Source organism: Pseudomonas sp. SD17-1, from assembly GCF_029201585.1.
GTDB lineage: Bacteria > Pseudomonadota > Gammaproteobacteria > Pseudomonadales > Pseudomonadaceae > Aquipseudomonas > Aquipseudomonas palmensis.
Map to the genome: position 1 here is coordinate 4785030 of NZ_CP104044.1, position 25127 is coordinate 4810156.

Annotated in this window: 24 protein-coding genes; 10 read left to right on the plus strand and 14 right to left on the minus strand. The window is 66.7% G+C overall.

Annotation, left to right across the window (positions count from 1 at the left end; translation table 11 throughout):
* Window positions 1–16: 16 nt before the first annotated feature.
* Both N0B28_RS21745 and N0B28_RS21750 read right to left on the minus strand, forming a co-directional pair.
* Complete coding sequence (locus N0B28_RS21745) at window positions 17–1570, minus strand: MFS transporter (RefSeq protein WP_043860983.1); 1554 nt, start codon at window positions 1568–1570, stop codon at window positions 17–19.
* A gap of 191 nt (window positions 1571–1761) precedes the next feature.
* Window positions 1762–2673 carry a LysR family transcriptional regulator gene (locus N0B28_RS21750; protein ID WP_043860982.1) on the minus strand — a complete coding sequence of 304 codons (912 nt, stop codon included), beginning with the start codon at window positions 2671–2673 and terminating at the stop codon, window positions 1762–1764.
* 170 nt (window positions 2674–2843) lie between these two features.
* Between N0B28_RS21750 and N0B28_RS21755 the strand changes: the two genes are divergently transcribed.
* Together N0B28_RS21755 and N0B28_RS21760 are read left to right on the plus strand one after the other, a co-directional pair.
* A complete protein-coding gene (locus N0B28_RS21755; protein WP_043860981.1) occupies window positions 2844–3296 on the plus strand; it encodes a universal stress protein in 453 nt (150 codons plus the stop codon).
* A 38-nt stretch (window positions 3297–3334) separates the two neighbouring features.
* A complete protein-coding gene (locus tag N0B28_RS21760; RefSeq protein ID WP_043860980.1) occupies window positions 3335–4111 on the plus strand; it encodes an enoyl-CoA hydratase in 777 nt (258 codons plus the stop codon).
* 26 nt (window positions 4112–4137) lie between these two features.
* On the opposite strand, the gene N0B28_RS21765 is transcribed toward N0B28_RS21760, so the two are convergent.
* Genes N0B28_RS21765 through N0B28_RS21780 form a run of 4 tightly spaced genes read right to left on the minus strand, consistent with a single transcriptional unit; the run spans window position 4138 to window position 8891 of the window.
* The gene (locus N0B28_RS21765; RefSeq protein WP_043860979.1) at window positions 4138–4995 is read right to left on the minus strand and encodes an HlyD family secretion protein; all 858 of its coding nucleotides are present in this window, start codon (window positions 4993–4995) and stop codon (window positions 4138–4140) included.
* Between the two features lie 11 nt (window positions 4996–5006).
* Window positions 5007–5207, minus strand: a complete 201-nt coding sequence (locus N0B28_RS21770; protein WP_043860978.1) for a DUF1656 domain-containing protein — start codon at window positions 5205–5207, stop codon at window positions 5007–5009.
* On the minus strand, window positions 5197–7383 hold the full coding sequence (locus tag N0B28_RS21775; protein WP_054914863.1) for an FUSC family protein: 2187 nt from the start codon (window positions 7381–7383) through the stop codon (window positions 5197–5199). The genes N0B28_RS21770 and N0B28_RS21775 overlap by 11 nt, the downstream gene beginning before the upstream one ends.
* Complete coding sequence (locus tag N0B28_RS21780; protein WP_043860976.1) at window positions 7380–8891, minus strand: efflux transporter outer membrane subunit; 1512 nt, start codon at window positions 8889–8891, stop codon at window positions 7380–7382. Before N0B28_RS21780 ends, N0B28_RS21775 begins: the two co-directional genes overlap by 4 nt.
* A gap of 186 nt (window positions 8892–9077) precedes the next feature.
* On the opposite strand from N0B28_RS21780, the gene N0B28_RS21785 reads away from it, so the two are divergent.
* A complete protein-coding gene (locus N0B28_RS21785) occupies window positions 9078–10025 on the plus strand; it encodes a LysR family transcriptional regulator (RefSeq protein WP_043860975.1) in 948 nt (315 codons plus the stop codon).
* Window positions 10026–10098: 73 nt separating this feature from the next.
* Entirely contained in the window at window positions 10099–11070 is a 972-nt protein-coding gene (locus N0B28_RS21790) for a D-glycerate dehydrogenase (protein ID WP_058540854.1), read from the plus strand.
* 37 nt (window positions 11071–11107) lie between these two features.
* Here the strand turns inward: N0B28_RS21790 and N0B28_RS21795 are convergent, their stop codons facing one another.
* A complete protein-coding gene (locus N0B28_RS21795) occupies window positions 11108–12022 on the minus strand; it encodes a DMT family transporter (RefSeq protein WP_054914866.1) in 915 nt (304 codons plus the stop codon).
* A gap of 136 nt (window positions 12023–12158) precedes the next feature.
* Here N0B28_RS21795 and N0B28_RS21800 point away from each other — a divergent pair, with 136 nt between their 5' ends.
* Window positions 12159–13034: an AraC family transcriptional regulator gene (locus N0B28_RS21800; protein ID WP_058540853.1), complete on the plus strand. Its 876-nt coding sequence runs from the start codon at window positions 12159–12161 to the stop codon at window positions 13032–13034.
* 65 nt (window positions 13035–13099) lie between these two features.
* Here the strand turns inward: N0B28_RS21800 and N0B28_RS21805 are convergent, their stop codons facing one another.
* From N0B28_RS21805 to N0B28_RS21830, 6 genes are all read right to left on the minus strand, one after another.
* The gene (locus N0B28_RS21805) at window positions 13100–15514 is read right to left on the minus strand and encodes a TonB-dependent receptor (RefSeq protein WP_275728687.1); all 2415 of its coding nucleotides are present in this window, start codon (window positions 15512–15514) and stop codon (window positions 13100–13102) included.
* A 103-nt stretch (window positions 15515–15617) separates the two neighbouring features.
* Window positions 15618–16598 (minus strand): FecR domain-containing protein, encoded by a 981-nt coding sequence (locus N0B28_RS21810; RefSeq protein ID WP_275728689.1) that lies wholly within the window; start codon window positions 16596–16598, stop codon window positions 15618–15620.
* Entirely contained in the window at window positions 16595–17158 is a 564-nt protein-coding gene (locus N0B28_RS21815; RefSeq protein ID WP_054914869.1) for an RNA polymerase sigma factor, read from the minus strand. Before N0B28_RS21815 ends, N0B28_RS21810 begins: the two co-directional genes overlap by 4 nt.
* Window positions 17159–17162: 4 nt before the next feature.
* Window positions 17163–17489 carry a DUF3325 domain-containing protein gene (locus N0B28_RS21820; RefSeq protein WP_043859708.1) on the minus strand — a complete coding sequence of 109 codons (327 nt, stop codon included), beginning with the start codon at window positions 17487–17489 and terminating at the stop codon, window positions 17163–17165.
* On the minus strand, window positions 17489–19066 hold the full coding sequence (locus tag N0B28_RS21825) for a PepSY-associated TM helix domain-containing protein (RefSeq protein ID WP_275728693.1): 1578 nt from the start codon (window positions 19064–19066) through the stop codon (window positions 17489–17491). Before N0B28_RS21825 ends, N0B28_RS21820 begins: the two co-directional genes overlap by 1 nt.
* The gene (locus N0B28_RS21830) at window positions 19063–19368 is read right to left on the minus strand and encodes a DUF3649 domain-containing protein (protein ID WP_043859706.1); all 306 of its coding nucleotides are present in this window, start codon (window positions 19366–19368) and stop codon (window positions 19063–19065) included. The genes N0B28_RS21825 and N0B28_RS21830 overlap by 4 nt, the downstream gene beginning before the upstream one ends.
* Window positions 19369–19569: 201 nt before the next feature.
* On the opposite strand from N0B28_RS21830, the gene N0B28_RS21835 reads away from it, so the two are divergent.
* The 5 genes from N0B28_RS21835 to N0B28_RS21855 all read left to right on the plus strand — a co-directional run bounded on the left by N0B28_RS21835 (window position 19570) and on the right by N0B28_RS21855 (window position 24523).
* Window positions 19570–20070, plus strand: coding sequence for a sigma-70 family RNA polymerase sigma factor (locus N0B28_RS21835; protein WP_054914873.1), 501 nt, complete (start codon window positions 19570–19572; stop codon window positions 20068–20070).
* Entirely contained in the window at window positions 20067–20996 is a 930-nt protein-coding gene (locus N0B28_RS21840) for a FecR family protein (RefSeq protein ID WP_275728698.1), read from the plus strand. Before N0B28_RS21835 ends, N0B28_RS21840 begins: the two co-directional genes overlap by 4 nt.
* Before the next feature lie 89 nt (window positions 20997–21085).
* Window positions 21086–23416, plus strand: coding sequence for a TonB-dependent Fe(3+) dicitrate receptor FecA (fecA, locus tag N0B28_RS21845; RefSeq protein WP_275728701.1), 2331 nt, complete (start codon window positions 21086–21088; stop codon window positions 23414–23416).
* A gap of 248 nt (window positions 23417–23664) precedes the next feature.
* Window positions 23665–24078, plus strand: coding sequence for an HPF/RaiA family ribosome-associated protein (locus tag N0B28_RS21850; RefSeq protein WP_043860410.1), 414 nt, complete (start codon window positions 23665–23667; stop codon window positions 24076–24078).
* Between the two features lie 136 nt (window positions 24079–24214).
* On the plus strand, window positions 24215–24523 hold the full coding sequence (locus N0B28_RS21855; protein ID WP_054914876.1) for a DUF3509 domain-containing protein: 309 nt from the start codon (window positions 24215–24217) through the stop codon (window positions 24521–24523).
* A 7-nt stretch (window positions 24524–24530) separates the two neighbouring features.
* On the opposite strand, the gene N0B28_RS21860 is transcribed toward N0B28_RS21855, so the two are convergent.
* Window positions 24531–25001 carry a phosphate-starvation-inducible PsiE family protein gene (locus N0B28_RS21860; RefSeq protein WP_043860412.1) on the minus strand — a complete coding sequence of 157 codons (471 nt, stop codon included), beginning with the start codon at window positions 24999–25001 and terminating at the stop codon, window positions 24531–24533.
* Window positions 25002–25127: the final 126 nt, after the last annotated feature.

Below are 25127 nucleotides of genomic sequence, written 5' to 3' on the forward strand. Positions count from 1 at the left end.
TTCTCTCTCGACGGGACTAGGCCACTGCACGCGGCGGGTAGATCCGGGTAGGCACAAAGGGAATCAGCACGATCAGCGCCAGTGCCAGCAGCGCCATGCACAGGTAAAGGTCGGCCGAGGTCAGCACCACGGCCTGCTCATGGATGCGCCTGGCCAGCCCCGGCGCATCGCTGGCAGCCAGCGGCGAGTTGCCCAGGTTGTCCACCAGCATGTTGGAGTGGAAATGCCGGCGCACCGTGGTCAGGGCCTCCAGCACCCCGGCAGCCACCACCGAAGCCAGGCCCTTGATGGTGTTGAACCAGGCCGAAGCGAACGGGCCGTCCTGCGGGGTCATGCCGCCGGTGGCGAGCATCAGCAGCGGGATCACCGCCATCGGCTGGCCGAAGATCTGGAACAGTTGCAGCACATAGAAGTTTTCGCGCACCCACTGCGAGGTGATCTGCGTGCCGCCCAGGCATGACATGGCGAGCATGCCCAGGCCGATGGCCAGCACCCAGCGGCAGTCCACCGCGCGGATGTTGCACAGCGCCGCGGTCAGCGGCAGCGCCAGCAGTTGCGGCAGCGCCACCAGCAGCATCACCGGGCCGCTGTGCACGGGCCGATAGCCCTGGACCTGGGCCAGGTAGTTGGTGGGGATGATGATCACGGCCGACAGCACCACCAGCACCCCGCCCAGGGTGATCAGGGCGTGGGTCAGGTTGCGGTTGCGCAGCATCTGCAGCTTGAAGAACGGCAATGGGTGCGACCATTCGTTGATCATGAACAGCACCAGCAGCACCACCCCGCCGCCCAGCAGCCAGCAGATCAGCGGCGAGTTGAACCAGCCCATGCGGTCGCCCTGGGACAGGCCGATCACGATCGAGCAGATGGCCGGCAGCCCCAGCAACAGGCCGCGCCAGTCGAACTGCTTGAAGCGCTCCAGGCGCAACGGGTCCTGCGGCAGGCCCCAGGCCACGCAGCCCATGGCCACCAGCGAGGGCAGGATGATCTGCCAGAACGCCCACTGCCAGCCGACATACTCGGTCCACATGCCCGCCAGCGGCAGGCCCAGGCTCGGCCCGAAGGTCGCGGTCAGGGCGTAGCCGGCCAGGCCGTAGAGCTTGATGCCGGGGGGCAGAAAGCGCAGCGCCACGCTCATCAGCATCGGCGGCAGCGCGCCCCCGGCAAGGCCTTGCAGGGTGCGCAGCAGCATCAGGCTTTCGAGGTTGGGTGCAAACGGGCAGAGCAGCCCCAGTACGGCAAAGGCGCCGATGGCACACAGGGTGAAGCGGCGCAGCGAGAAGGTCACCGAACACCAGGGCGCAAAGGCCATGGCCGACACCGAGGTGGCCGAGTACAGCGCCACCAGCCAGGCCCCTTCGTCGGCGCCGATGTGCATCCCGCCACGGATGTCGGCCAGGGCCATCTTGGTGACCATCTCGTTGAGGCCGGCGCACAGCACCGCCAGCAGCACGCCGACCAGGCCCACCACGATACGCAGGCCGAAGGCAGCCGGGGCGGCCGGTTTGGCAGGCGCCGCAGCGGGCGCCGGGGTGGCCCCCAAGGGCGCCTGGGCCGCCAGCGACGTCATGGCCGGCCCCCGCCCACAGGCGCTGAAGCACGGCAGAAAAAAGGCACACACATGGCAGGAGGACTCCGGGTAGTTAAGTACCCGGCAAGTCTATGGAGGCCAATAGATGACGAAAACTGACATATTCGCAGTTTATTGCTGCGTCAAACGCAATCCACAAAAGCCACCGATAACGCGTGCCTGCCCCGGGCTCAGGCGTAGTGCCTGGAGCAGCACTCCTTGAGGGTCTGGCGCAACCAGCGGTGGGCGGGGTCGTTGTCGAAGCGCGGGTGCCAGGCCTGCATGATGGTTACCGCCTCCAGCGCCATCGGGATGCGGAACGAGCGCAGCGGCAGGCCGAGCCGGGCCACGCTCATCAGCACGTGCTCGGGTAGCGCCAGCAGCAACTCGGAGTCGGGCAGCGAGAACATCGCCGAATGAAAGCTCGGGGTGATCAGCGCCACGCGCCGCTGCAGGCCCATGCCGGCCAGCGCCGCATCGATCGGGCCGGCGGCGCGGCCACGGCGCGACACGCTGATCTGCTCGTAGCCGGCGAAGCGCTCGGGGGTGATCTCGTCATCGAAGATCGGGTGATCGACCCGCGCCAGGCCGACGAAGGTGGTGGAGAACAGGCTCTGCACCTTGATCTCGGGGCCGAGGTTGCGCGTGGCACTGATGTACAGGTCCAGGCGCCCGTCGCGCAGTGCGGCGTCCTCGTCGCCGCCCTCGCCTTCGGGCACGAAGCGCAGCACCGTGTGCGGCGCCTGTTCGCGCATGGTTTCCAGCAGGGGCGCGGCAAAGGGCGCGATGAATACATCGTTGGCGCGCAGGTTGAAGGCCCGTTCCAGGCTCTGCAGGTCGACCTCGTCACTGGAACTGAACACCTGGTTGGCCTGCTCCACCACGCTGCGCACCTGACTGCGCAGGGCCATGGCCTTGGGCGTGGGCACCAGGCCGCGGCCGGCGCGCACCAGAATCGGGTCACCCACCGCATGGCGAATGCGCGTCAGGGTACGGCTCATGGCCGCGGGGCTCAGGTTCATCCGCCGCGCCGCGCCGACCACACTGCCTTCATCGAGCAGCGCATCCAGCGCGACCAGCAAATTCATATCTGGAAAGTGCATGGCAAGCATCCATTCATTGCTTCGTTGAGTCCGGGGCAAAGCTTAACAGTTTCCGCCGCGCTCACAGCCCCTGCATGTGGCGCAACTAGTCATTGCACGCTGCACCATTTACCGCGCCGCATGCTTTTTTCAAGAATGCTGCTCTTTGCACAGTGAGTGGACCCTGCCCCATGTACAGCGTCGTTTTGATCGCCATCGATGGCTCGCCACGCAGCCACGGCATCCTGGAAACCGTCAGCACGTTCTGCGAGCAGACCCGTCATCGCCTGCATGTGCTGCTGGCGGTCGACCGTGCCTACGCACTGCCCGAACAGGACGGCCACATCAGCCCGCAGGACGAAACCGAATACCCGGCGGCCAGCCATGAACAGCAGGTGGCCGACATGAGCATGCTGCAGGCGGTGACCCACCTGCGCGAACGCGGCTTCCAGACCGAAGGCAACCTGGTCAATGGCGACCCGGTGTCGAGCATCGTCGCCGAGGCCAAGCGCCTGGGCAGCGACCTGATCGTGATGGGCCACCGCCACCTGTCGCGGCTGGACCGCATGTTCGACCCCTCGATCAGCAGCAAAGTCATCGACAAGGCCGGTTGCCCGGTACTGGTCGATGCGCGTCATCTCTGACGCCCCCTTGCCCTCACCCCTTGAACGAGACTACACGGATGAAACTCGATTACCTGCTGCTGGAACAGATTGACGCGGTGGCGCTGATTCGCCTCAACCGGCCGCTGTCGCTCAATGCCCTGTGCGCCGAACTGGCAGCGGAGCTGGCCGGCGTGCTCGACCGCCTGGAACAGGACCGCAGCGTGCGCGCCGTGGTGCTGACCGGCACCGACACGGTGTTCGCCGCCGGGGCCGACATCATGGCCATGCGCAACCGCAACTACATCGACGTGTACACCAGCGACTTCGTGACCGTGGACTGGGAGCGCCTGGCCAGCTTTCGCAAGCCGGTGATCGCCGCGGTGGCCGGCTACGCACTGGGCGGTGGCTGCGAGATGGCGCTGATGTGCGACTTCATCATCGCCGCCGAGAGCGCGCGCTTCGGCCAGCCGGAAATCAAGCTGGGGACCATCCCCGGTGCCGGCGGCAGCCAGCGCCTGGCGCACTTCATCGGCAAGGCCAAGGCCATGGACATGGTGCTCACCGGGCGCACCCTGGACGCCCACGAAGCCGAGCGCTGCGGCCTGGTGAGCCGGGTGGTGAGCGACGCGGCGCTGCTCAACGAAGCCTTGCGTGTCGCGGCGCGGATCGCCGGCTACTCCGGGCCGGTAGCGATGATGGCCAAGGAGGCGGTGAACGGCGCCTTCGAAACCACCTTGAGCGAAGGCGTACGCCAGGAGCGCCGGCTGTTTCATTCCACCTTCGCCATCGAAGACCAGAAGGAAGGCATGGCCGCCTTCGCCGAGAAGCGCGAGCCGCAGTTCATGCACCGCTGAACGTTCGCCATGGCAGCGGCACGCGCTCAATCGCGCGGCTTGACCACCACCGTGCAGGTGGTGCCCGCTGCCAGCAGGAAGCCTTCGGGCACCTCGTCGATGTGAATGCGCACCGGTACCCGCTGGGCCAGGCGCACCCAGTTGAAGGTGGGGTTGACGTCGGCGATCAGCTCGCGGCTTTCAGGGTTGTCGCGGTCATAGATGCCGCGCGAGATGCTCTCCACATGCCCCTTGAGCACCTCGCCGCTCATCATCTGCAGGTCGGCCTGATCGCCCACCTTCACGTGCGGCAGCTTGGTCTCCTCGAAGAAGCCGTAGACCCAGAACGAGTCCTTGTCGACCACCGCCATCTTCGGCTCACCGGTGCGCGCATAGTCGCCGCGGTGCACGTTGAGGTTGGTCACGTAGCCGTCCACCGTGGCCAGGATGCGCGTGCGCTTGAGGTCCAGCTCTGCCGCCGCCAGCTGCGCCTGGGCCTGCTGGTAGTCGGCCAGGGCCGAGTTGGCGATGTTGCTGGCGTCGTCGCGGTTCTCCCGCGAGATCACCAGGTTGTCCATGTCGGCACGCCGGTGCGCATTGACCTTGCGCATCTCCCAGGTGGCCTTGCGCGAGGCTACCAGCGCCTGCGCCTGCCTGACCGCCACCTCGTAGTGCTCGGGGTCGATCTGGATCAGCAGGTCGCCCTTCTTCACCAGCTGGTTGTCGCGCACCGGTACGTCCACCACATAGCCGGGCACGTCGGCGGCCACGTTGATGATGTCGGCGCGCACCCGCCCGTCGCGGGTCCAGGGCGTGTTCATGTACTGCACCCACAATTGCCGGCCGATCGCCACGGCAGCTGCCAGTACCAGCAAGGTGGCGATCAGGCTGAAAAACTTTTTCATCGACTAGGGTCTCAACGGTAGACGGTCAGCGCCATGGCGCCAAAGAGGCAAATGAACAGGCACAGGCGCAGCAGCGCCGGGTGCCAGAAAAAACGGTAGCCGTCATGCCCGGCAATGAACCGGTCCAGCCCCCAGGCAAGCCCTGCGGCGAACAGGAACATCAAGGTCATGGTCGGCATGTACAGGCCGTGGAAGGCGATTTCACGGGGCATCGGGCAGTCCTTGCGTCGCGGGCAGGTGGGCCAGCGGCGATTGTGGGTCGAGCAGCGAGGTACGGATGAAGTGCAGGTAGCTCTGCACCCGGCGCAGGGCCGAGGTGTCGAAGTGCCGGGCGAAAGGTTCGTCGGTGGCCTGCACGCGGCTGATCGCATGGTCCACTGCCACCAGCGCACGCTCGTGGTTGCTGGCGGTGGGCTGCAGGAACAGCCGCGCCAGCGCCCGGCCCATCACGCGGATCGCCTGGCGCCAGGGCTGGGACTCGGCATAGCACGGGTGCACCGGGAGTATCGCCTGTTCCTTGCGCAGCTCGATGATCGCGTGGCCCACCTCCAGCACCACGAACATCCAGCGCAGCAGCTTGCTCTGCACCTGGGGCTGGCCCACGGCCAGGCCATAGGCCTGGTGCAGCAGGTCACGGGTGCGGCTCTCGAACGCCGAGCCCAGCCCGCGCAGGCGCCCGCTGATGGCGAACAGCACCTGGCCGCGCAGGTCCTGCTCCAGGCGACTCCACAGCCAGCGGCTGTTGGGCGGCAGGATGATCGCCCCGGCCGCCGCGCACACCAGCATGCCGATGACCATGGCGATGTAGTCGTTGACGAAGGTGTAGGGGTTGTACACGGTGAGGTTGTCGGGCACCGAGCCGGTCGAGAAGAAGATCAGCAGGCCCAGGCCATAACCGGCGTAGGCCGGGCGCGAGGCCAGGAACGCGCCCACCACGAACACCGGCGCCAGCACCATGCACAGCAGCGGGAAGCCGTCGATCCAGGGGAACACGAAGAAGGTTTCGAAGAACCCCACCAGCGCGCCGAACAGGGTGCCGCAGGCCATCTGGAACGACATGCGCTTGGGGTTGGGGGTGGCCGCCGACAGGCCCACGGTGGCCGCCGCGATCAGGGTCATCATGGCCCCGCTGGGCCACGCCGTGGCCAGCCAGAAGCTGCCCAGCACCAGCAGGATGAACGCGGCCCGCACGCCGGCAGCCAGCGACACCAGCCAGTTGGTCTGGGCCACGTAGGGTTCGTCCCATTGCTCACGGGCGTGGCTGTGCTCGGCCAGCGAGGCGTGGGTCTGGGCATAGCTGTGCAGGTCGTCGACGAAGCGGTACAGCAGTTCGTAGGCGGTGTGAAAGTCGAGCAGGTCGGCGTCGCTGGGCGCGGTGTCGAGGTAGGCGGCGCGCAGGCTGCGTACCCGCTCGGGCAGGTCGTCCTTGTAGGCGGCCAGTTGCTCGGCCAGGCGCGCGGCATCGGCGTGGGTCAGCGAGCGCCCGGCATAGCCGTCGAGCAGGTTGGCCAGGGCATCGAGGCCCGGCTCGATGGCCGTGACGATCTGCAGCGGGCCGCGCTGGCGCAGGCGCTCGAGCAGTTGGTGCAGGGCGTTGAAGCGCGTGGTGATGGCCATGAACTCGCTGTTCATGCGGCCCAGGCGGCCGTTGCGCCGGCGCATGTGCGGGTCTTCGAAGGCGGTCACGCTGCGCAGGCTTTCCAGGCCCACCGCCTCGGCGATGAAGCGCACGTTGCTGCTTTCGAAACGGTCGCGCTGGCTGTCGCCGCGCAGGCCTTCGGCGACGAAGCCGGCGAACACGCCAAAGCGCTGGTACAGGGCGTTGCGCATCGAGGCACTGGCCGACTGCGGCAGGATCGCGGCGCTGACCAGGGTCGACACCAGGATGCCCAGGGAGATCTCCAGCACCCGCCACACTGCCGCCATGAATGCACCGTCGGGGTGCTGCAGGGCCGGCAGGCCGACCATGGCCGCGGTGTAGCCGGCCAGCACGAAGCCATAGGCGCGAAAGTTGCGGTAGCGCATCGCCCCCGCCGAGCAGATGCCCACCCAGATCGCCAGGCTGGGCAGGAACAGCTCGGTGTTCTGCGGGAAGATCGCGATCAGCGCGACCATCACCGACGAACCGGCCAGAGTGCCGAGCAGGCGGTAGAAGCTCTTGGCGAACACGTGGCCGCTCTGCAGCTGCATCACGATGAACACGGTGATCATCGCGGTGCGCGGCTGCGGCAGCTCCAGACGCATGGCCAGCCACAGGGTGAGAAACGCCGCGCTCAGCACCTTGAAGATGTACACCCAGGTGACGCCGTCGCTGCGCGCCCATTCGAAGAAGCCGCGACGCCATTCAAGTGATGCCAGCCAGCGAAACGGCAGGGTCATGGCGCTCATTTGTCGAACACCGCCAGGGTGCGCGGGGTGGCCGGTGCGGCCTGCTTATCCGGCGTCGGCACATCGTTGCCGGCGCCCAGCCCACCGCCCAGGGCGGTGACCAGTTCGGCATGCGCGGTCAGGCGCGCGGCCTGCACCTGCTGCTGGATCTGCTGCTGGCGAAACAGCAGGGTCTGCGCATTGAGCACGTTGAGGTAGTCGGTGAGGCCGCGCTGGAACGCGATCATGGCGATGTCGTAGGTCTTCTGCGCCGAGGCCACCGACTCGGCGGCAAAGTGTTGCTGCTCGTCCATCGAGTGACGGCGTATCAACTGGTCGGACACCCCCTTGAGGGCCTCGACCACGGTCTGGTTGTAGCGCGCCACGGCGATGTCGTAGCCGGCCGAGGCCACGCCCAGTTGCGAGCGCAGGCGGCCACCGTCGAACACCGGCAGGCTGATGGCCGGGCCGACGTTGTAGTTGAACTTGCGCCCGGTGAGAAACTCCAGCGCACCGCCGCCGGTGGCCATGAAGCCGAGCCCGCCGACCAGGTCGACGTTGGGGAAGAAGCCGGCATGCGCCACATCGATACCGCGCGCCTGGGCCGCCACCTGCCAGCGGCTGGCAACCACGTCGGGACGCTGCCCCACCAGCTCGGCAGGCAGCGCCGACGGCAGCTTGAGCGCGGTGGCCAACGAGAGATTGGGCCGCTGCAACTGCGCGCCCTCGCCCGGGCCCTTGCCGGCCAGCGCGGCCAGCTGGTTGCGCGCCAGGGCGATTTCTTCATCGAGGCTGTCGAGCTGGCGATGGGTTTCGGGCAGCGGCGTCTGCGCCTGGCTGACCTCGAAATGGGTGCCGATGCCGCCGGCCAGGCGCCGTTCGGCCAGGGCCAGGATCTGCTCCTGCTGGGCCAGCTCGGCCTTGACGATGTCGCGCTGGGCAAAGTGCAGCGACAGCTGGATGTACACCTTGACGATGTTGTTCTGCAGTTCGAGCTGCGCCTGGCGCGCCTGGGCCACGCTCATGTGGGCCATGTCCACGGCCTGCTCGCTGGCATTGCGCTCGCGTCCCCACAGGTCCAGCGCATAGCTCAGGCCCAGGGTGGCATTGTTGTCCCAGGTGTTGGCACCGGACAGCGCGCCGGGGCCATAGAACTGGTCTTCGGGCCAGTTGTGGCGCTTGAGGCTGGACTGGCCGTTGACCTGCAGTTTTTCGTCGGCCTCGATCACCCCGGCCATGGCCCTGGCTTCACGCACGCGGGCAGCGGCCATGGCCATGGTCGGGCTGCCCTGGAGCGCCAGGGCGATCCAGCGCGCCAGTTGCGGGTCGCCATAGGCTTGCCACCATTGCTGGTCGGGCCAGTGGGCATCCTGCGCGGCTGCTCGGATGGCCGCGTCGGTGGTCAGGGTATTGGCTTGCAGCGTCTTGCTTTGCGGGGCGATGCCCCAGGTTCCGATACAGCCGCTCAAGGTCAAGCTAAAGGCACAGACACTGAGCGCATTCAGCGCTCTGATGATGCGACGCGGCACAGCTGCGAGTTCCCGACTAGAAGGTGGATGACGCTAGGTGACGCAATTCTAGGGGGCCGCCGCACTGGCGATAAGCGTGCTTTACTGCGAATCTTTGTTACGAAAACCGCGATAATCCGGCTTTAGTCTGAAGACTGCTTTGGTTACTTCATGTCACAATTCTGTCGTCTTCCTTGAGAGCGCCCCATGGACACCCTGCAAAACATGCGTGCTTTCAGTTGCGTCGCGCAAGTCGGCAGTTTCACCGCCGCTGCCGTGCAACTGGATACGACCACCGCGAACGTGTCGCGGGCGGTTTCCAATCTTGAAGCGCACCTGCAAACCCGCCTGCTCAACCGCACCACCCGGCGCATCGCACTGACCGAAGCGGGCAAGCGCTACCTGATGCGCTGCGAGCAGATCCTCACCTACGTGGAGGAAGCCGAGGCCGAGGCCAGCGACGCGCATGCGCGCCCGGCCGGGCAACTGAAGGTGCACTCGATGACCGGCGTGGGCCAGCATTTCGTCATCGACGCCATCGCCCGCTACCGCGAAACCCACCCCGACGTGACCTTCGACCTGACCATGGCCAACCGCGTGCCCGACCTGCTGGACGAGGGCTACGACGTGTCCATCGTGCTCGCCAGCGAGCTGCCGGACTCGGGTTTCGTGTCGCAGCGCCTGGGCATCACCTACAGCATCGTGTGCGCCTCGCCCGAATACGTGAAGCGCCACGGCGTGGCGCACAAGCCGGCCGACCTGCTCAAGCACGCCTGCCTGCGCATGGTGAGCCCGGTGATCCCGCTGGAAAAATGGCTGTTCGACGGCCCCGAGGGCCAGGAGGTGGTGAACATCACCCAGGCGCCCTTCCAGGTGAACTCGGCCGATGCCATGAAGGCGGCGATCCGCAGCGGCATGGGCGTGGGCGTGCTGCCGATCTACTCGGCCATCGACGGCCTGCGCGACGGCAGCCTGGTACGGGTGATGCCCGAGTACCGCCTGCAGGAGCTGAACCTGTACGCGATCTACCCTTCGCGCCAGTACCTGGATGCGAAGATCAAGACCTGGGTCGAGTACCTGCGCAACTCGCTGCCGGAGATCCTCGCGGCCCACGAGGCCGACCTCAAGACCCACGAGCTGCTCATCGCCACCTGAAATCTTGCTGCACAGGGGCGGCGGAGAATGATAGCGTGCTACCCATTCTCCCCTGCCCGCAGCGAGTTCGCCGATGAAAAAGACCGTACTGGCCTTCAGCCGCATCACCGCCCCGATGGTCGAGCGTCTGCAGCAAGACTTCAACGTGATCGTGCCCAACCCCAAGCTGGGCGACATCAATGCCCAGTTCAACGAAGCGCTGCCCCAGGCCCACGGCCTGATCGGGGTGGGGCGCAAGCTAGGCGAAGCGCAATTGCACAACGCTGAGCAGTTGCAGGTGGTGTCGAGCGTGTCGGTGGGTTACGACAACTACGACCTGGCCTACTTCAACCAGCGCGGCATCGCCCTGACCAACACCCCTGACGTCCTCACCGAAAGCACCGCCGACCTCGGCTTTGCGCTGATCATGAGCGCAGCGCGGCGGGTGGCCGAGCTGGACGCCTGGACCAAGGCCGGCGAATGGAAAGCCACCGTGGGCCCGGCACACTTTGGCAGCGACGTGCATGGCAAGACGCTGGGCATCGTCGGGCTGGGCAACATTGGCGCGGCGATTGCGCGGCGTGGCCGGTTCGGCTTCAACATGCCGGTGATCTACAGCGGCAACAGCCGCAAGACCGCGCTGGAGCAGGAACTGGGTGCGCAGTACCGCAGCCTGGATCAACTGCTGGCCGAAGCCGACTTCGTGTGCCTGGTGGTGCCGTTGGGGGCCAACACCAGGCACCTGATTGGCGAGCGCGAACTGAAGCTGATGAAGCCCAGTGCGTTTCTGGTCAACGTGTCGCGCGGGCCGGTGGTGGATGAGGCGGCGCTGGTGGCGGCGTTGCAGCAGGGCACGATTCGCGGTGCAGGGCTGGATGTGTACGAGAAGGAGCCGCTGAGCGAATCGCCGCTGTTCCAGCTGGCCAATGCGGTGACCTTGCCGCATGTGGGCTCGGCCACGGCCGAAACCCGCGAGGCGATGGCCAACCGTGCCATCGACAACCTGCGCGCGGCACTGCTGGGCGAGCGCCCGCGCGACCTGGTGAACCCGCAGGTGTGGAAGTAAGGCTGCCATTCGCCAGCAAGGCGGGCTCCTGCAAGGGTTACGCGGCCCTGGTAGGCGCCGGCCTTGCCGGCGAAGGCGTCACCACCCGCCCCTTCCGGAACACCAGCACATTGCCCAGCATCACCAGCACCAGCCCGCCCAGCGCCGGCGCTGTCCACTGGTACCCCTCGTAGAACGCCGACACGTTCAGCGCCACCAGCGGGAACAGCACCGTGCAGTACGCCGCACGCTCCGGCCCCATGCGCCCCACCAGCGTCAGGTACGCGGTAAAGCCGATCACCGACCCCGGGATCACCAGGTACAGCAGCGACCCCACATACCGCACATTCCATTCCATCGCGAACGGAATACCGCTGACCACGCAGTACAGCGCCAGCATTCCGGCCCCGTAGAGCATGCCCCAGGCATTGGTGGTCATCGGCCGCAAGCCGGCCTTCTGCTGCAGGCTCGAGAGCATGTTGCCCGCCGAGAAACACAGCGTACCCAGCAACGCCAGGCCCAGGCCGATCAGGGTTTCGCGGCTGGCCGCATGCCCGGCCAGCTCCGGCCAGAACAGCAGCCCCAACCCGCCCAGCCCCAGCGCCCCACCCGCCAGCACGTTGGCCGCCACCTGCTGCCCGAAGAACACCCGCGCATTGAGTGCGTTCCATAGCGTGGCGGTGGAGAACACCACCGCGATCAGGCCGCTGGGGATCCACTGGCTGGCCGTCAGAAAGCACATGAAGTTCACGCAGAACAGGCACAGCCCCTGGGCCAGGCAGATCAGGTGCCCGCGCCGGTTCATCACCTGCAGGCGCCGCCCGATCAACAGCACGGCAAACAGCACCAGCGCCGCCAGGGCAAAGCGATAAACGATGGACACCGGGATGGCCACCACCCCCAGTTGCAGTTTCAGGGCGATCCAGGTGGTGCCCCAGATCAGCACGGTCAGCAGGTACAACGACAGGTTCATGGCATGCACTCCTCACGACAGCCTGAAGTGTCCGGCGCGGGCCGCCCCGTGCGCTTGCACAAACTTGCGGTTTTTTGCTGGGCGGGGCTGTCAGGCCCGGTGGCCGCGAGTAGGATGGCCGACAGAGGTAGACCCCATGACGCCGCTGGACCAGTTGCAAGTCTTTCAAGCCATGCACGCCTCGCCCAATGCCCGCCTGGAACACAGTGCGCAGCTCGGCGACGAGCTGGTCGCAGCCCTGTGGAACAACCGCCACGACGCCCGCGACTACGAAGCGCCCAGCCACCACACGCTGTCGTGCTATATCGCCGGCGGCACCGGCACCTTTCGCCGGGATCGCCCCGCCGCCAAGGGCGGGCCCGGCAAGCTGTGCATCCTGCCGGCCGAGCACGCCTCGAACTGGGTGATCAATGGCAGCATCCGCCTGGCGCACCTGTACATCAGCCAGGCGCAGTTCGCCCTGGCCTGCACCCGCCTGCTGGACCGCGAACCGCGCGAGGTGCAACTGCACGAAGCGACCTTCATCGACGACCCGGAGCAGGCGCTGCGCTTTGGCCGGCTGATCGAGCTGAACTGGGACGAGCCCGGCGAGCGCCTGCTGACCAGCAGCCTGGCCCACGAGATTCTCGACCATGCGGTGCTCAACCAGGTGGGGCTGCGTCGGGGGCTGCGCCTGAAGGGCGGGTTGGCGACGCATCAGCGCCGGCTCCTGGCCGACTACATCGAGGCGCACCTTGAGCAGGCGATCAGCCTGGGTGAGCTGGCGTTGCTGTGCAACCTGTCGCACTACCACTTTGCACGGATGTTCCGCGCAAGCTTCGGCCTGCCGCCGCACCAATACCTGCTGGCGCGGCGCCTGGCCCGGGCACGCCAGTTGCTGCGCTGTGGCGACGGGGCGTTGGGCGAGGTGGCATTGGCGTGCGGGTTTGCCAGTGCCAGCCATTTCAGCAATCGCTTCAGGCAGGTGGTGGGGGCCACGCCGGGGGATTATCGGTTGGCCATGCGCCGCTGATCGCGGGTCAAGCCCGCTCCCACAGGGCCCCCACCGCCCTCACGGTGGGTGTTCTTCCTGTGCTCTCAGAACTCCAGCGTACTCGACAGGCTCACCTGCCGCGCATCCCCCACTGCCACGAAGTAGCGGTTCACCGCCGAGCTGTAGTAGGTCTTGTCGAACAGGTTCTTCACGTTCAGCTGAAAGCGCACCTTGTGCTCATCCAGCCGGGTTTCATAACTGGCGAACGCATCCGCCACGGTGTACGCCGGCAGGTCGAAATCGTTCTCCGCATTGCCGGCCCGCTCGCCCACATAGCGCGCCCCGGCGCCGACCCGCAGGCGATCACCACCGAACAGGCTGCCCACGTCATACACCGCCGACAGCGACCCGGTATGCCGCGCCACGTTCTGCAGGCGGTTACCCTTGAGCTTGGGGTCCTGGGACACTTGGGCATCGGTGAAGGCATAGCTGCCGATCAGGCTCCAGCGCTCGCTCACCTGCCCGGTGAGGTCCATCTCCAGGCCGCGCGACTTCACTTCGCCGGCGCTGCTGTACAGGGTGTCGCCGGTGGCCGTGTCGAAATTGGCCACCAGCACGTTCTGCTTGGTGATGTCGAACAACGCCACGCTGCCGGTGATCGCCCCCGGCAGGTCGAGCTTGGCGCCCAGCTCCCACGACTTGCCCTCTTCGGGGGCAATCGAGGAATCCAGCACCAGGCCACCGGTCATCGGCGCGATGCTGGAGTTGGGCTTGAACGACTCGGTGTAGCTGCCATAGAACGACAGCGTGTCGTCGACCTTGTACACCAGCCCCGCACGCGGCACCCAGGCCTGGCCGCTGTTGTCGGTGTTGGCCTTGAACGGCCGGCCGCGACCGGCGTACTGGTCGAACTGCTGATAGCGCGCACCGGCCACCAGAATCCAGTGCTCGTCGAGGTGGATCGAGTCCTGGAAGAACAACGCGTTGCTGCGCAGCTTGTCGGTCTGGTCGCTGTCGCTGTCGCGCACGGCGGTGCCGGGCTGGACCTGGCCGTACACCGGGTCCAGGTAATCGAAGGTGTTGCGGGCGCCGCGAATCAGGTCGGCACGAAACACCTTGCGGTACTCGTCATCCACCCCCACCAGCACGTCGTGCTGCATGCCTGCCAGTTGCAGCTTGCCGTCCAGGCTGACAGTGGCGAAGCGGTCGCTGCTCAGGGCGCCACGGGTGCCGTCCAGGTTGCGCGTGAGGGTGCCCTTGGCAGGGTCAACCGCGGTGACGCGCACCTGGCTGGCATCGTAGGTTTCGCGGTTGAAGCTGTAGCCGAAGTGGAGTTTCCAGTCATCGGCAAGCTGATGGTCGACCTCCAGGCGGTACAGGTCCGAGCGCCCTTCCATGTTGTTGAAGGGCTCGTCCAGCCGACGTGTGCTGGGGATGTTCAGCGGGTGGTTGGTGCGCGGGTCGATGGCCGTGCCGCGGTCGAACGGATACAGGAACTCGCGGTGCTCATAGGCCAGCTGCACCTGGGTGTCTTCACCGAACCAGGCCAGCGACGGCGCCACCAGCGTCTCGCGGTGGGTGCCGAAGTTGCGCCAGTAGTCTTCGTCCTCGTGGTCGAGCACCAGGCGGTAGGCGAAGTTGCTGTCGCCCAGCGCGCCGGTACTGTCGAGCCCGCCGCCGCTGCCGTTCTTGCCGCTGCCATAGCTGGAGCCGCGCAGGTTCACGGCGTTGTAGCGCTGCAGTTGCGGGCGCTTGCTGACCACGTTGATCACCCCGCCCGGGTCCTGGATGCCGTACAGCAGCGAGGCCGGGCCCTTGAGCACTTCGACCCGCTCGGTGCTGGCATTGAGGCTGCGCCCCTGCACCAGCGGCATGCCGTCACGCATGATCGAGCCGTCGCGGTTGTCGCCGAAGCCGCGCTTCATCACGGTGTCGGCGGTGGCGCCGAAGTTGTTGCCCTGGGTGATGCCGCTGACGTTGCTCAGCGCATCGTCGAGGTTGCGCGGCGCCTGGTCGGCGAGCACCTGGGCCGGCACCACGTTGATGGCCTGGGGGATCTCCAGGTTCGGCACCTGGCTGCGCATGATCGCGCTGGTGGCCGGCGGCTGGTAGCTGCCGACGCTGTCCTGCTGGGACGAGACCGTGGTGGGCTCGAGGTTGAGTGCACCGGCCTGGGCCAGCGGTTCAACGGTGAGGGTGCGCGCATTCACGCGGCGGTAGGTGAAGCCGCTGTTGCCCAGCAGGCGCTGCAGGGCCTGCTCGGCACTGAACGTGCCCGTCAGGGCCGGCGCGGCAAGGCCGGGCAGCTCGACGGTGTAGACCACGCTCAACCCGGTGACCCGGCTGAAGTCGTTGAGCGCCTGGGGCAAGGGTTTGCTGGGCTGGGCAAAGCGGTACACCTGCTCGACCTGCTGCGCCGCCACCGCCTGGCTCACGCCCGCCCCCAGCGGCAGCCACGCTGCCGCCCCAAGCCCGATTGAAACGCAACGCACCAACGATGATTTTGCCCTGAACTTCATGCCGTCGACCTGTGAGTGAACCTGTTTCATGCGAATGAATCGCACTTTCAATCACTACACGATTGCCGCACGTACTTACCTCACTGGGCCGTGAAAATATTTTTCAGCGCAGCAGCGTGACCCGCCCGAGCAGGGTCTTGCGCTGGAAGCCGGCCACCGCCCCCAGGGCGTCCAGCGCCGCCAGCGGGTCGGCGGCGGGGAAGCTGCCGCTGACCGTGCGCGCCGCCAGGGCGTCGTCCAGCAGCACGATGCGCCCGGGGTAATGCCGGGCCAGGTCGTCGACCACCTGCGCCAGCGGCGCCTGGTAGTAGTTGAGCCAGCCCTGGCGCCAGGCCAGGCGGTTCTCGCTGTCCACGCCCTGCACTGCACCGGCCAGGCCCTGGGCGTACTCCACCTGCTGGCCGGCCGTGAGCACCTGCTGCGCCTGCCCCGACGCCGGCGTGACCCCGACCTTGCCCGAGAGCACGGTAACGGTGGTGCCCTGGGGCTGGCGACGCACCTCGAACCGGGTACCCATCACCCGCACCTCGCCGCCATCGGCCTGTACGGTGAACGGCGCACCGGTATGCGTGACCTCGAAGAACACCGCACCGCGCCGCACCTGCACGCGACGCTGCCCACCGCTGAAGTCCACGTCGATGGCGCTGTCGGCATCCAGCAGCAGGTGCGACTGGTCGGCCAGGGTCACGGCCTTGAGCTCGCCCACCGCGGCCACGTAATCGGCGCCCAGGTCATCGACCCAGTTGGCCGGGTGCCAGCCCGCCCCCATCGCCACGCCCAGTACTACGCTGGCAGCCAGTGCCAACCCGGCCACACGGGCCGGCCAACGGCGCCGAGGCCGGTCCATCGCGCGCAGGTAGGCCTCCAGTGCCGGGGCGTCTTCGGCGGCCAGGCGTGCTGCAGGCGCGGCGGTCTGCTGCCACAGCGCCTGGGCCTGGCGCCAGGCCTGCGGGTGCGCAGGGTCGGCCAGCAACCAGCGCTTGAACGCGGCGCCCTCGGCACGCGCGGGCTGCTGGTTGATCTGGCCGAGCCAGGCGAGCGCGGCCTGCTGCTGTTCGGCGGTAGGTGGGGCTGGAGCGTTCATCGCGGGGCATTCCCTGGCTTGCGGGGCACGGCAGGCTCGGCGGCGATACTCGCCTTGCAGGCCTCGAGGGCACGCATCATATGTTTTTCCACGGCGCTTTGGGACAGGCCCATGGCCCGCGCAATGTCGGCATAGGTGCGGCCGTGAACACGGTTGAGCAGGAAGATCTGGCGGGTGCGCTCGGGCAGCTCGCGCAGGGCAGCCTCGATCCGACGCAGGTCGCTGCCGGCCTCCAGCGCGGCCTCGGGCTCGCTGGCATGGTTGTCTTGATGCGGCGCCAGCAGGCTGTCGTTGATCCGCTCGCGGGCGCCTTGGCTGCGCAGGTGGTCGATGGCGATATTGCCGGCGCAGCGCAGCAGGTAGGTGTCCAGCGCCTCGACCTCGACCTGCGGGCGACGCCAGAAGCGCAGGAACAGTTCCTGCACCAGGTCGGCGGCGGTGGCCCGACAGCCCACGCGGCGGCTGACCAGGCGCTCCATGCGCGCACGCTGGGCCACGAACACCTGCACGAAACGTGCGCGGCCCGGGGCGTCGTCGTGGCTGTCGAGCGGCTCGCTCATCGTTTCAGTACGGCGCCAGCAGTGCCAGCGGCGCCAGCACCAGGCTGGCCGCGGCCAGGCCCAGCAGCAGGCGCGGGGCGTAGGGAAGGACGAACACCCACGCGCACAAGCCGCCCATCACTACCGCGCTCAGCTCCACCAGGCCCATGGCCCAGCCGCTGTGACGCACCGCCAGCCCCAGTGCCACGGCGATCAGCAACCAGCCGCCCATGCGCAGGCCACGCAGGCGGCGGGGCGTAGGCTTGTGCCCCAGCAGGTCGGTGTAATGGCGCTCCATGGCCAGGCACAACGCCGCCACTGCGGCAAAGCCGAACAACGCGATGGCCAGCATCACTGCACCTCGCTTTCGATCAGCGGTGCGGCCCTGGGCGTGCGTGCCGCGCGCTTGGGCGCCAACACCTGCGGGCGCAGCATCTTGCGCGCCATCCAGGCCAGCAGCAGGCCACAGCCCAGCGCCGTGAGGTCGAACCCGGCAATCATCCAGTCGCCCTGGGCGATCGCAGGCAGCAGGCCGGTGCCGGTGGTCAGGGCGTTGAGCACCGGCAAGGCGGCGAACAGTACCGCGCCCAGCAGCAGTTGCTCGCCCCAGGCGCGGCGCCCGGGGCGCAACAGTGCGTGCAGCAGGGCCAGGCCCCAGACGGCAAAGAAGCTGTCGACCTCAAGATCGGCACGTCCTTCAAGGGCCACCGGCAACAGGCGGTTGGCCCAGAAGAACGCCGCCACGGCGAGGATCAGCCCGCTCATGCTGGCGATGTTGAGCACCTCGACCAGACGCAACTCGAAGGGCTGGGTGCCGCTCTTGGCGTGCTTGAGCTGGCGCTTGCCCAGCCACATCACCAGCCCCGTGCCGATCACGGCAGTGCCGGCCAGGCCGAACACGAAGTACAGCCAGCGCAGCGTCGGGCCGGCGAAGTGGCCCATGTGCAGGCCGTACATGCCGGCGGCAATCACCAACGGTGTGCTCTGCTCGCCCGGGGCCTTGAGCGGGGTGCCCTGCACGCCGTCGAACAGCCAGCCGGTGCCGCGGTTCTGGGCGATGCCCTCGTTGCTGGCACGCACCAGGCGCACCCGTGCGTTGAGGTCACCGGGGTTCTGCACCTCGACCCAGCTGATCTCGCTGCCGGGCGCCTGCTGGCGCGCCTGGGCATACAGCTGCGCCAACGGCACCAGCGGTGCCGGGGTGCCCGCCGGCTTGACCGGCTCGTCGCGCGAAAACAGCTCGTTGTAATAGGCCTGGAGGTTGTCGCCATACATCGTGCTGATGCTGGCCGGCATCACCATGGCCATGAAGATCACCAGGCTGCTGTAGCTGATCATCAGGTGGAACGGCAGCACCAGCACGCCGATCGCGTTGTGGCCATCGAGCCAGGAACGCTGGCCCTTGCCGGGGCGGAAGGTGAAGAACTCCTTGAAGATCTTCTTGTGGGTGATGATGCCGGTGACCAGCCCCACCAGCATCATCAGCGCGCAGAAGGTCGACAGCCAGCGGCCCCACGGGTAGGGCATCTGCAACTGGAAGTGGAAGCGGTAGAAGAACTCGCCGCCGCTGCTGTCGCGCGGGTGCAGTTGATTGCCGGTGGCGGGGTCGAGGATCTTTTCGTTGAAATCGCGCCGGCCAGCGCCGGGTGCACGCCAGCCCACGCGCAGGGTCGGGTCGCGCGCTTCGGGCAACTGGATGAACCAACTGCCGGCATCGGCGGCGTTGGTTTGCAGGTAGCGCTGCGCCAGGCTCAGGCTGGCGGTGGTGTCGAGGGTGCGGTACGGGATCTCCGGCTGGGTCCAGTGGCTGATTTCGCTCTTGAAGTACGACAGCGTGCCGGTGAGGAAGATCGCGAACAGCAGCCAGCCGAAGATCAGCCCGGCCCAGGTGTGCAGCCAGGCCATGGCCTGGCGAAAGCCTTCTTTCATGGGGTTTGCATCCAGTAGGCCAGGCCGTTGATGGCGGCCAGCGCGGCGCCGGGCAGCAGCACCCCGAGCCAGGCATGCCAGGCGCTGCGACAGGCGAAGCACCAGAGGATCGCCACCAGGTAGAACAGAAACGACAGCATCATGCCGGTAACGACCGCGTCGGCCTTGGGCATGGGCAGCAACAAGGTGATGCACACGCTGGCCATGGCCGCCAGCAGGTAACCGCCGAGCAGCGCCGCGAGGCTGCGCGAGGTCACGGCCAGGCGATAACTGAAGGGCAGCCCGGCGGCTTTGCTTTTCATGACAGCGGGTCCAGTGTGAAGAGGGGCGTAATATTAATGATTAATATTCGCAGATGCAAAGACACCGCTTCAAACGGCCCTGAAGAAGCAGATCGGTGGTATGGCCGCTTGCAGCGGGTGGCTTGAAGCCTGTGGCGTCAAATCCTACAATGCGAACAATTCTTATTCTTTTGCGCATCCCCCGGCGCCGGAGTTGTCACGGTGCCCAGTGCCCAGCCCGCCCCTGCTTCGCTCGAAGGCCTCTACAGCGCCCATCACAACTGGCTCACCGGCTGGCTGCGACAGCGCCTGGGCTGCCCGCACAGCGCCGCCGACCTGGCCCAGGACACCTTCATGCGCCTGCTGCAGGCGCGCGAAACACCAACGCTCAACGAACCTCGCGCCTTCCTCACCACGGTGGCCAAGCGCGTGCTGTTCAACCACTACCGCCGCCAGGACCTGGAACGCGCCTACTACCAGGCACTGGCCCAGCTACCCGAAGCGGTGGCGCCTTGCGAAGAACATCGCGCGATCATTCTGGAAACCCTGATCGAACTCGACCGGCTGCTCGACGGCCTGCCCGTGGTGGTCAAGCGCGCCTTCCTGATGGCCCAGGTCGACGGCCTGGGCTACGCCGACATCGCCCGGCAGCTGGGCATTTCGCTGGCCACCGTGAAGCGCCATCTGAACAAGGCGGCCATGCGCTGCTACTTCGCCCTGTGAACGCCCAGGAATTCTCGCCAAAGGTGGCAGAACAGGCGGTGCACTGGCTGATCGAACTGCAGGGCGGTGCCCTCGACAGCCGCCAGCAACTGGCCATGGAGCGCTGGCTGCAGGCCAGCGAAGAACACCGCCGCGCCTGGGAACACATACAGCGGGTCAATCAGCGCCTGCGCGGGCTGTCTTCGCCACTGGCGCACGCCGCCCTGCAGGCGCCACGCTCGGCCAGCCGGCGGCGCGCGCTCAAGGCGCTGTTGCTGCTCGGGGTGGGCGGCGCCTGCGGGCTGGCCCTGCAGCAGCACAACCCGCTGCCGCCCCTGCTGGCCGACTACCGCAGCCCGCTGGGCCAGCGCCGCCAGATGCGCCTGGACGACGGCACGCATCTGCACCTGAACACCGCCAGCGCCGCCGACGTACGCCTGGACCGCGAACAGCGGCTGATCCACCTGCTCGAAGGCGAACTGCTGCTCAATGTGGCCGACGACCCCCGCCCCCTGCGCGTGGTGACCGGCAACGGCCTGCTGCAGCTGTCGAGCGGGCGCTTCAACGTGCGCCAGTGGGCCGACCACAGCCGGGTGGCGGTGCTGCAGGGCCGGGCGCTGCTTGCCGGGCATGCGCTGGAAGCCGGCCAGCAGGCGCGTTTCGACGGGCCACGCTGGGGCGCCACCCATGCGGTGGATGCCAACACCGGTGCCTGGGTCGACGGCATGCTGGTGGCTGCGCATACGCGCCTGGGGGACTTCATCGACGACCTGGCCCGCTACCGTCGCGGCCAGCTCACGTGCGATCCGGCGGTGGCCGACCTGCTGCTGTCGGGCAGCTACCCGCTGGCCGACAGCGAACGCATCCTGGACCTGCTGGAGGTGTCGCTGCCGGTGCGCGTGCGGCGCTTCACCCGCTACTGGGTCACGGTAGAAGCCCGCGCCTGAGATTATTTTCAGAACCTTGAGCCGTTTTTTCATCTCGCGTGACAGAGAAGGCAGAACCCTTTGCCCCGACCTTCTCAAGGACCCTTTGCATGCCGCTTCGCCTAAGCCCCCTCGCCCATGCCCTGCTGCTGGGCGCCAGCCTCACCTTCGGCGCCGTTGCGCCCCTGCACGCCGCCCAGGCACGCACCTACCACATCGCCCCGATGTCGCTGGAAGACGCCCTGAACCAGTTCGGGCGTGAAAGCGGCGTGCTGATCTCGTTCGGCTCGCAGGTGACCCAGGGCGCGAAAAGCCGCGGCCTGGAAGGCGATTACTCCATTGCACAGGGCTTGGCCGCGCTGCTTGAAGGCACCGGCCTGCAGGCCCGCGCCGAAGGCGACAACGCCTACAGCCTGCAACCGCTGGCCCCGGCCGCCGGCGCGCCGCTGGAGCTGGGCAGCTCCAGCGTGGTCGGCGACTGGCTGGGTGAAGCCACCCAGGACAACGTGTTCGAACACCCCGGCGCACGGGACGTGATCCGCCGTGAAGAGTTCGAACGCACCGGCGCCAGCAGCGCACGGGAAGTGCTCAACCGCATCCCCGGGGTGAATGCGCCGGAAAACAACGGCACCGGCAGCCACGACATGGCGCTGAACTTCGGCATTCGCGGGCTCAACCCGCGCCTGGCCTCGCGCTCAACGGTGCTGATGGACGGCATTCCGGTGCCATTTGCGCCCTATGGCCAGCCACAGCTGTCGTTCGCGCCGATCAGCCTGGGCAACATGGACGCGGTGGACGTGGTGCGTGGCGGCGGCGCCGTGCGCTACGGGCCGCAGAACGTGGGCGGCATCGTCAACTTCGTGACCCGCGCGATCCCCGACGAACCCACGCTGAAGGCCGGCCTGCAGACCCAGACCAGCCCCTCCTCCAGCCATGACGGTTTCAAGAGCAGCGCCAACCTGCTGGCCGGCGGCACCGCCGACAACGGCCTGGGCGGCGCGATCCTGTATTCGGGCACCCGCGGTGGCGACTGGCGCGAGCACAGCGACACGCAGATCGACGACCTGATCCTCAAGGGTAAGCTGCAACTGGACGAGGCCAACAGCCTGCACGCCATGGCGCAGTACTACGAGGGCGAGGCGCAGATGCCCGGCGGCCTCAACGTGGCCGACTACGACGCAGACCCCTACCAGTCGACCCGCCTGCAGGACAAGTTCTGGGGCCGGCGCACGATGTTCAACGCCGGTTACGACTACAAGGAAGGTGAGCGCCAGTTCAGCGTCAACAGCTTCTTCACCAAGACCCTGCGCAGTGGCTACCTGGTGCAGAACAGGTCGATCTCGCTGTCGCCGCGCGAGTACTGGGTGCGCGGCATCGAAACCCGTTTCACCCAGGGCTTTGCGCTGGGCGACAGCCACCACGAGGTGGGCCTTGGCTACCGCTACATCAACGAGGCCGGGCACGAGCTGCGCTACATGGAGAGCGTCAGCGCCGGCCAGTTGCCGACCACCTCCAGCCCCAACGACCGCGACACCCGTGGCGGCACCGATGCCCATGCGCTGTTTCTGGATGACCGCATCGACATCGGCCAGTGGACCATCACCCCGGGTATCCGCTACGAGATGATCAAGTCGCAGCAGAGCAACAAGCTCAAGGGCCTGGAATACAAGGGCGACTACAACACCGCGTTGCCGGCGCTGAACGTGATGTACCACCTGAGCGACAGCTGGAACCTCTACGCCAACACCGAGGGTTCGTTCGGCAGCGTGCAGTACAGCCAGATGCCCAACCGCGTGAACCAGGGTGAAGTGAAGCCCGAGAAGGCCCGCACCTGGGAGCTGGGCACGCGCTACGACAACGGCAACCTGCAGGCCGAGGCCGGGCTGTTCCTGATCAATTTCGACAACCAGTACGAAAGCAACCAGACCACCGACGACGTGATCGCCCGTGGTGAAACCCGCCACCAGGGCCTGGAAACGAGCGTGAAGTACGCGCTGGACGGCCTCACGCCGGCGCTGGCCGGGTTCGATGTGTACGCCAGCTATGCCTTCGTTGACGCGACCATCCGCGAAGATGGGCCGAACAAGGGCAATCGTGTGCCGTTCTCCTCCAGGCACAAGGGCACGCTGGGGCTGGGTTACACCGATGGGCCGTGGAAGCTGAACCTGGACAGCACCTACCAGAGCAACCAGTTCGCCGACAACGCCAACACCTCGGCCCAAAGCGCAGACGGCGCGGCCGGGCGCATCCCGGGCTACATGCTGTTCAGCAGCCGCGCCGGCTATGACTTCGGGCCGCAGCTGTCGAACCTGAACGTGGCGGTGGGGGTGAAGAACATCTTCAACCACCAGTACTTCACGCGCTCGTTCGACGACAACAACAAGGGCAAGTATGTGGGTGAGCCACGGACGGTCTATGTGCAGACATCGGTCGCTTTCTGATCGGTAGCGCCTGCTTCGCCGGCAAGGCCGGCTCCTACAGGAGCGCACCTTGCCGGGGGGCCGCGCATTGACTCAGGACACCCCCAGACAACCTTTCACCTGTTTAATTGCCACAAAATATTTTTCTTCTTCAAGCACTTGAAAAGTTCTGCCAACTGCCTGACCTTGTAGTCAAGAGGCGATGATTTCCACAGGCCGCAATGGCCCGCATCGTTCTCTTGCGAGCTAGCTGAATAAGGGATTGAACTATGCAAATCCAAGTCAACAGCGACAACCATATCCAAAGCAGTGCCCGTCTCGAAGAGTGGGTACGCACTACGGTAGAAAGCACGCTCGAACGCTACGAAGAAGACCTCACCCGCATCGAAGTCCACCTGCGCGATGAGAACGGCGACAAGCCAGGCCCCCACGACATGCGCTGCCAGATGGAGGCACGCCCCAAAGGCCATCAACCGATTTCCGTCAGCCACAAGGCCGATAGCCTGGAGCAGGCCATCGAAGGCGCCGCGACCAAACTCGAGCATTCCCTCGAGCACCTGTTCGGCAAACTGCGCGGCAAACGTGGTGTGACCCAGAAGGTCGCAACCGCCCCGGCAGCCGATGCCCTGCTGCAGGAAGAATTCCTGGAGAACGAGCAAGCCCTGCAGGCCCGTCAGGCCTGACAGCCAAGGCAATGAAAGAAGGCGAGCCACGGCTCGCCTTTTTTATTGACCACTCGGCACCTGCCCCGCAACGCCACCTGAACCAACCTGGCAAGGGCCCGGTCAATCAGAACATGTCTTTGCCAGGTACAGCCCCATGGTCAACCCCTTCCAACAGATCAACGCTGCATTTGCCGACACCTACCGGGTCAACCTGAGTATCGAGCGGCTCGATGGCAGCATCATGCTGACCCTGTCCGACGATCAGGGCGTGGTGGCCAAGCGCCTGATCAGCCCGGCCCAGCGCAATGACCCCAAGCGCCTGGCGCGCCTGATCGAGAGCGTGCGCTTTGGCATTGCCATCGAGCAGGGCCACAGCGCCATGGAGATTCTGGCCAGCATGACCCGCGACGGTGCACGCACCCCGGGCCTGCGCGCCGCCAGCGAGCGCCGCGCGGGGGCGTGAGCCAAGGCTACTTGGCCTCTTCGATTTCCTTGCCGCTGGCGTCGATGGCCTTGGTGGAGGGGTAGCGCGACGAGGCGTAGCGCACCACCAGGATCGAGAACGACAGCAGCAGGATCCCGCCGCACACATACAGCAGGCCCACGTCGGGGGCCTTGTGGTGCGACACGTCGCCGATCAGCAGGCGCGTAAGCGCGGTGATCGCCACGTACAGCAGGAAGCGGATGGGCATGTGGTTGGTCTTGAAGTAGATCCCCACCATCGCCCCCAGCTCCAGGTAGATGAACAGCAGCAGGATGTCATCGACGCTCACCCCACCCTTGCCGATCATCTCGATGAATGCCGACACCGCTGCATAGGCGGTGATGGCACCGATGCCGAACAGTGCCAGGTAATGAAAGGCCTCCACGCACAGGTTGCCCAGCGAATCCGCCGAGCCATGCAGGCCCTTGCGCACTTTTTCAGCCCATTTGATGTTCACGATGCGAATTCCTTGGAAACGACGAAGGGAGGATGCGCCACCCAGGTGACGCTTTGCCTGCATGCAGTAAAAAGGCCAGCGGCACAGCTTGAGAAGGCGACCGATTGCCGCAAGACACCCGCCACC

Excerpts from the sequence above, each read along its gene's own strand:
- N0B28_RS21785 (WP_043860975.1), top strand. The coding sequence starts at position 9,078 with ATGGACACCCTGCAAAACATGCGTGCTTTCAGTTGCGTCGCGCAAGTC.
- N0B28_RS21755 (WP_043860981.1), top strand. The coding sequence starts at position 2,844 with ATGTACAGCGTCGTTTTGATCGCCATCGATGGCTCGCCACGCAGCCAC.
- N0B28_RS21760 (WP_043860980.1), top strand. The coding sequence starts at position 3,335 with ATGAAACTCGATTACCTGCTGCTGGAACAGATTGACGCGGTGGCGCTG.
- N0B28_RS21815 (WP_054914869.1), bottom strand. The coding sequence starts at position 17,158 with ATGAGCGAGCCGCTCGACAGCCACGACGACGCCCCGGGCCGCGCACGT.
- N0B28_RS21770 (WP_043860978.1), bottom strand. The coding sequence starts at position 5,207 with ATGCCCCGTGAAATCGCCTTCCACGGCCTGTACATGCCGACCATGACC.
- N0B28_RS21825 (WP_275728693.1), bottom strand. The coding sequence starts at position 19,066 with ATGAAAGAAGGCTTTCGCCAGGCCATGGCCTGGCTGCACACCTGGGCC.
- N0B28_RS21830 (WP_043859706.1), bottom strand. The coding sequence starts at position 19,368 with ATGAAAAGCAAAGCCGCCGGGCTGCCCTTCAGTTATCGCCTGGCCGTG.
- N0B28_RS21765 (WP_043860979.1), bottom strand. The coding sequence starts at position 4,995 with ATGAAAAAGTTTTTCAGCCTGATCGCCACCTTGCTGGTACTGGCAGCT.
- N0B28_RS21810 (WP_275728689.1), bottom strand. The coding sequence starts at position 16,598 with ATGAACGCTCCAGCCCCACCTACCGCCGAACAGCAGCAGGCCGCGCTC.
- N0B28_RS21775 (WP_054914863.1), bottom strand. The coding sequence starts at position 7,383 with ATGAGCGCCATGACCCTGCCGTTTCGCTGGCTGGCATCACTTGAATGG.
- N0B28_RS21750 (WP_043860982.1), bottom strand. The coding sequence starts at position 2,673 with ATGCACTTTCCAGATATGAATTTGCTGGTCGCGCTGGATGCGCTGCTC.
- N0B28_RS21800 (WP_058540853.1), top strand. The coding sequence starts at position 12,159 with ATGACGCCGCTGGACCAGTTGCAAGTCTTTCAAGCCATGCACGCCTCG.
- N0B28_RS21795 (WP_054914866.1), bottom strand. The coding sequence starts at position 12,022 with ATGAACCTGTCGTTGTACCTGCTGACCGTGCTGATCTGGGGCACCACC.
- N0B28_RS21745 (WP_043860983.1), bottom strand. The coding sequence starts at position 1,570 with ATGACGTCGCTGGCGGCCCAGGCGCCCTTGGGGGCCACCCCGGCGCCC.
- N0B28_RS21855 (WP_054914876.1), top strand. The coding sequence starts at position 24,215 with ATGGTCAACCCCTTCCAACAGATCAACGCTGCATTTGCCGACACCTAC.
- N0B28_RS21820 (WP_043859708.1), bottom strand. The coding sequence starts at position 17,489 with ATGCTGGCCATCGCGTTGTTCGGCTTTGCCGCAGTGGCGGCGTTGTGC.
- fecA (WP_275728701.1), top strand. The coding sequence starts at position 21,086 with ATGCCGCTTCGCCTAAGCCCCCTCGCCCATGCCCTGCTGCTGGGCGCC.
- N0B28_RS21790 (WP_058540854.1), top strand. The coding sequence starts at position 10,099 with ATGAAAAAGACCGTACTGGCCTTCAGCCGCATCACCGCCCCGATGGTC.
- N0B28_RS21850 (WP_043860410.1), top strand. The coding sequence starts at position 23,665 with ATGCAAATCCAAGTCAACAGCGACAACCATATCCAAAGCAGTGCCCGT.
- N0B28_RS21805 (WP_275728687.1), bottom strand. The coding sequence starts at position 15,514 with ATGAAGTTCAGGGCAAAATCATCGTTGGTGCGTTGCGTTTCAATCGGG.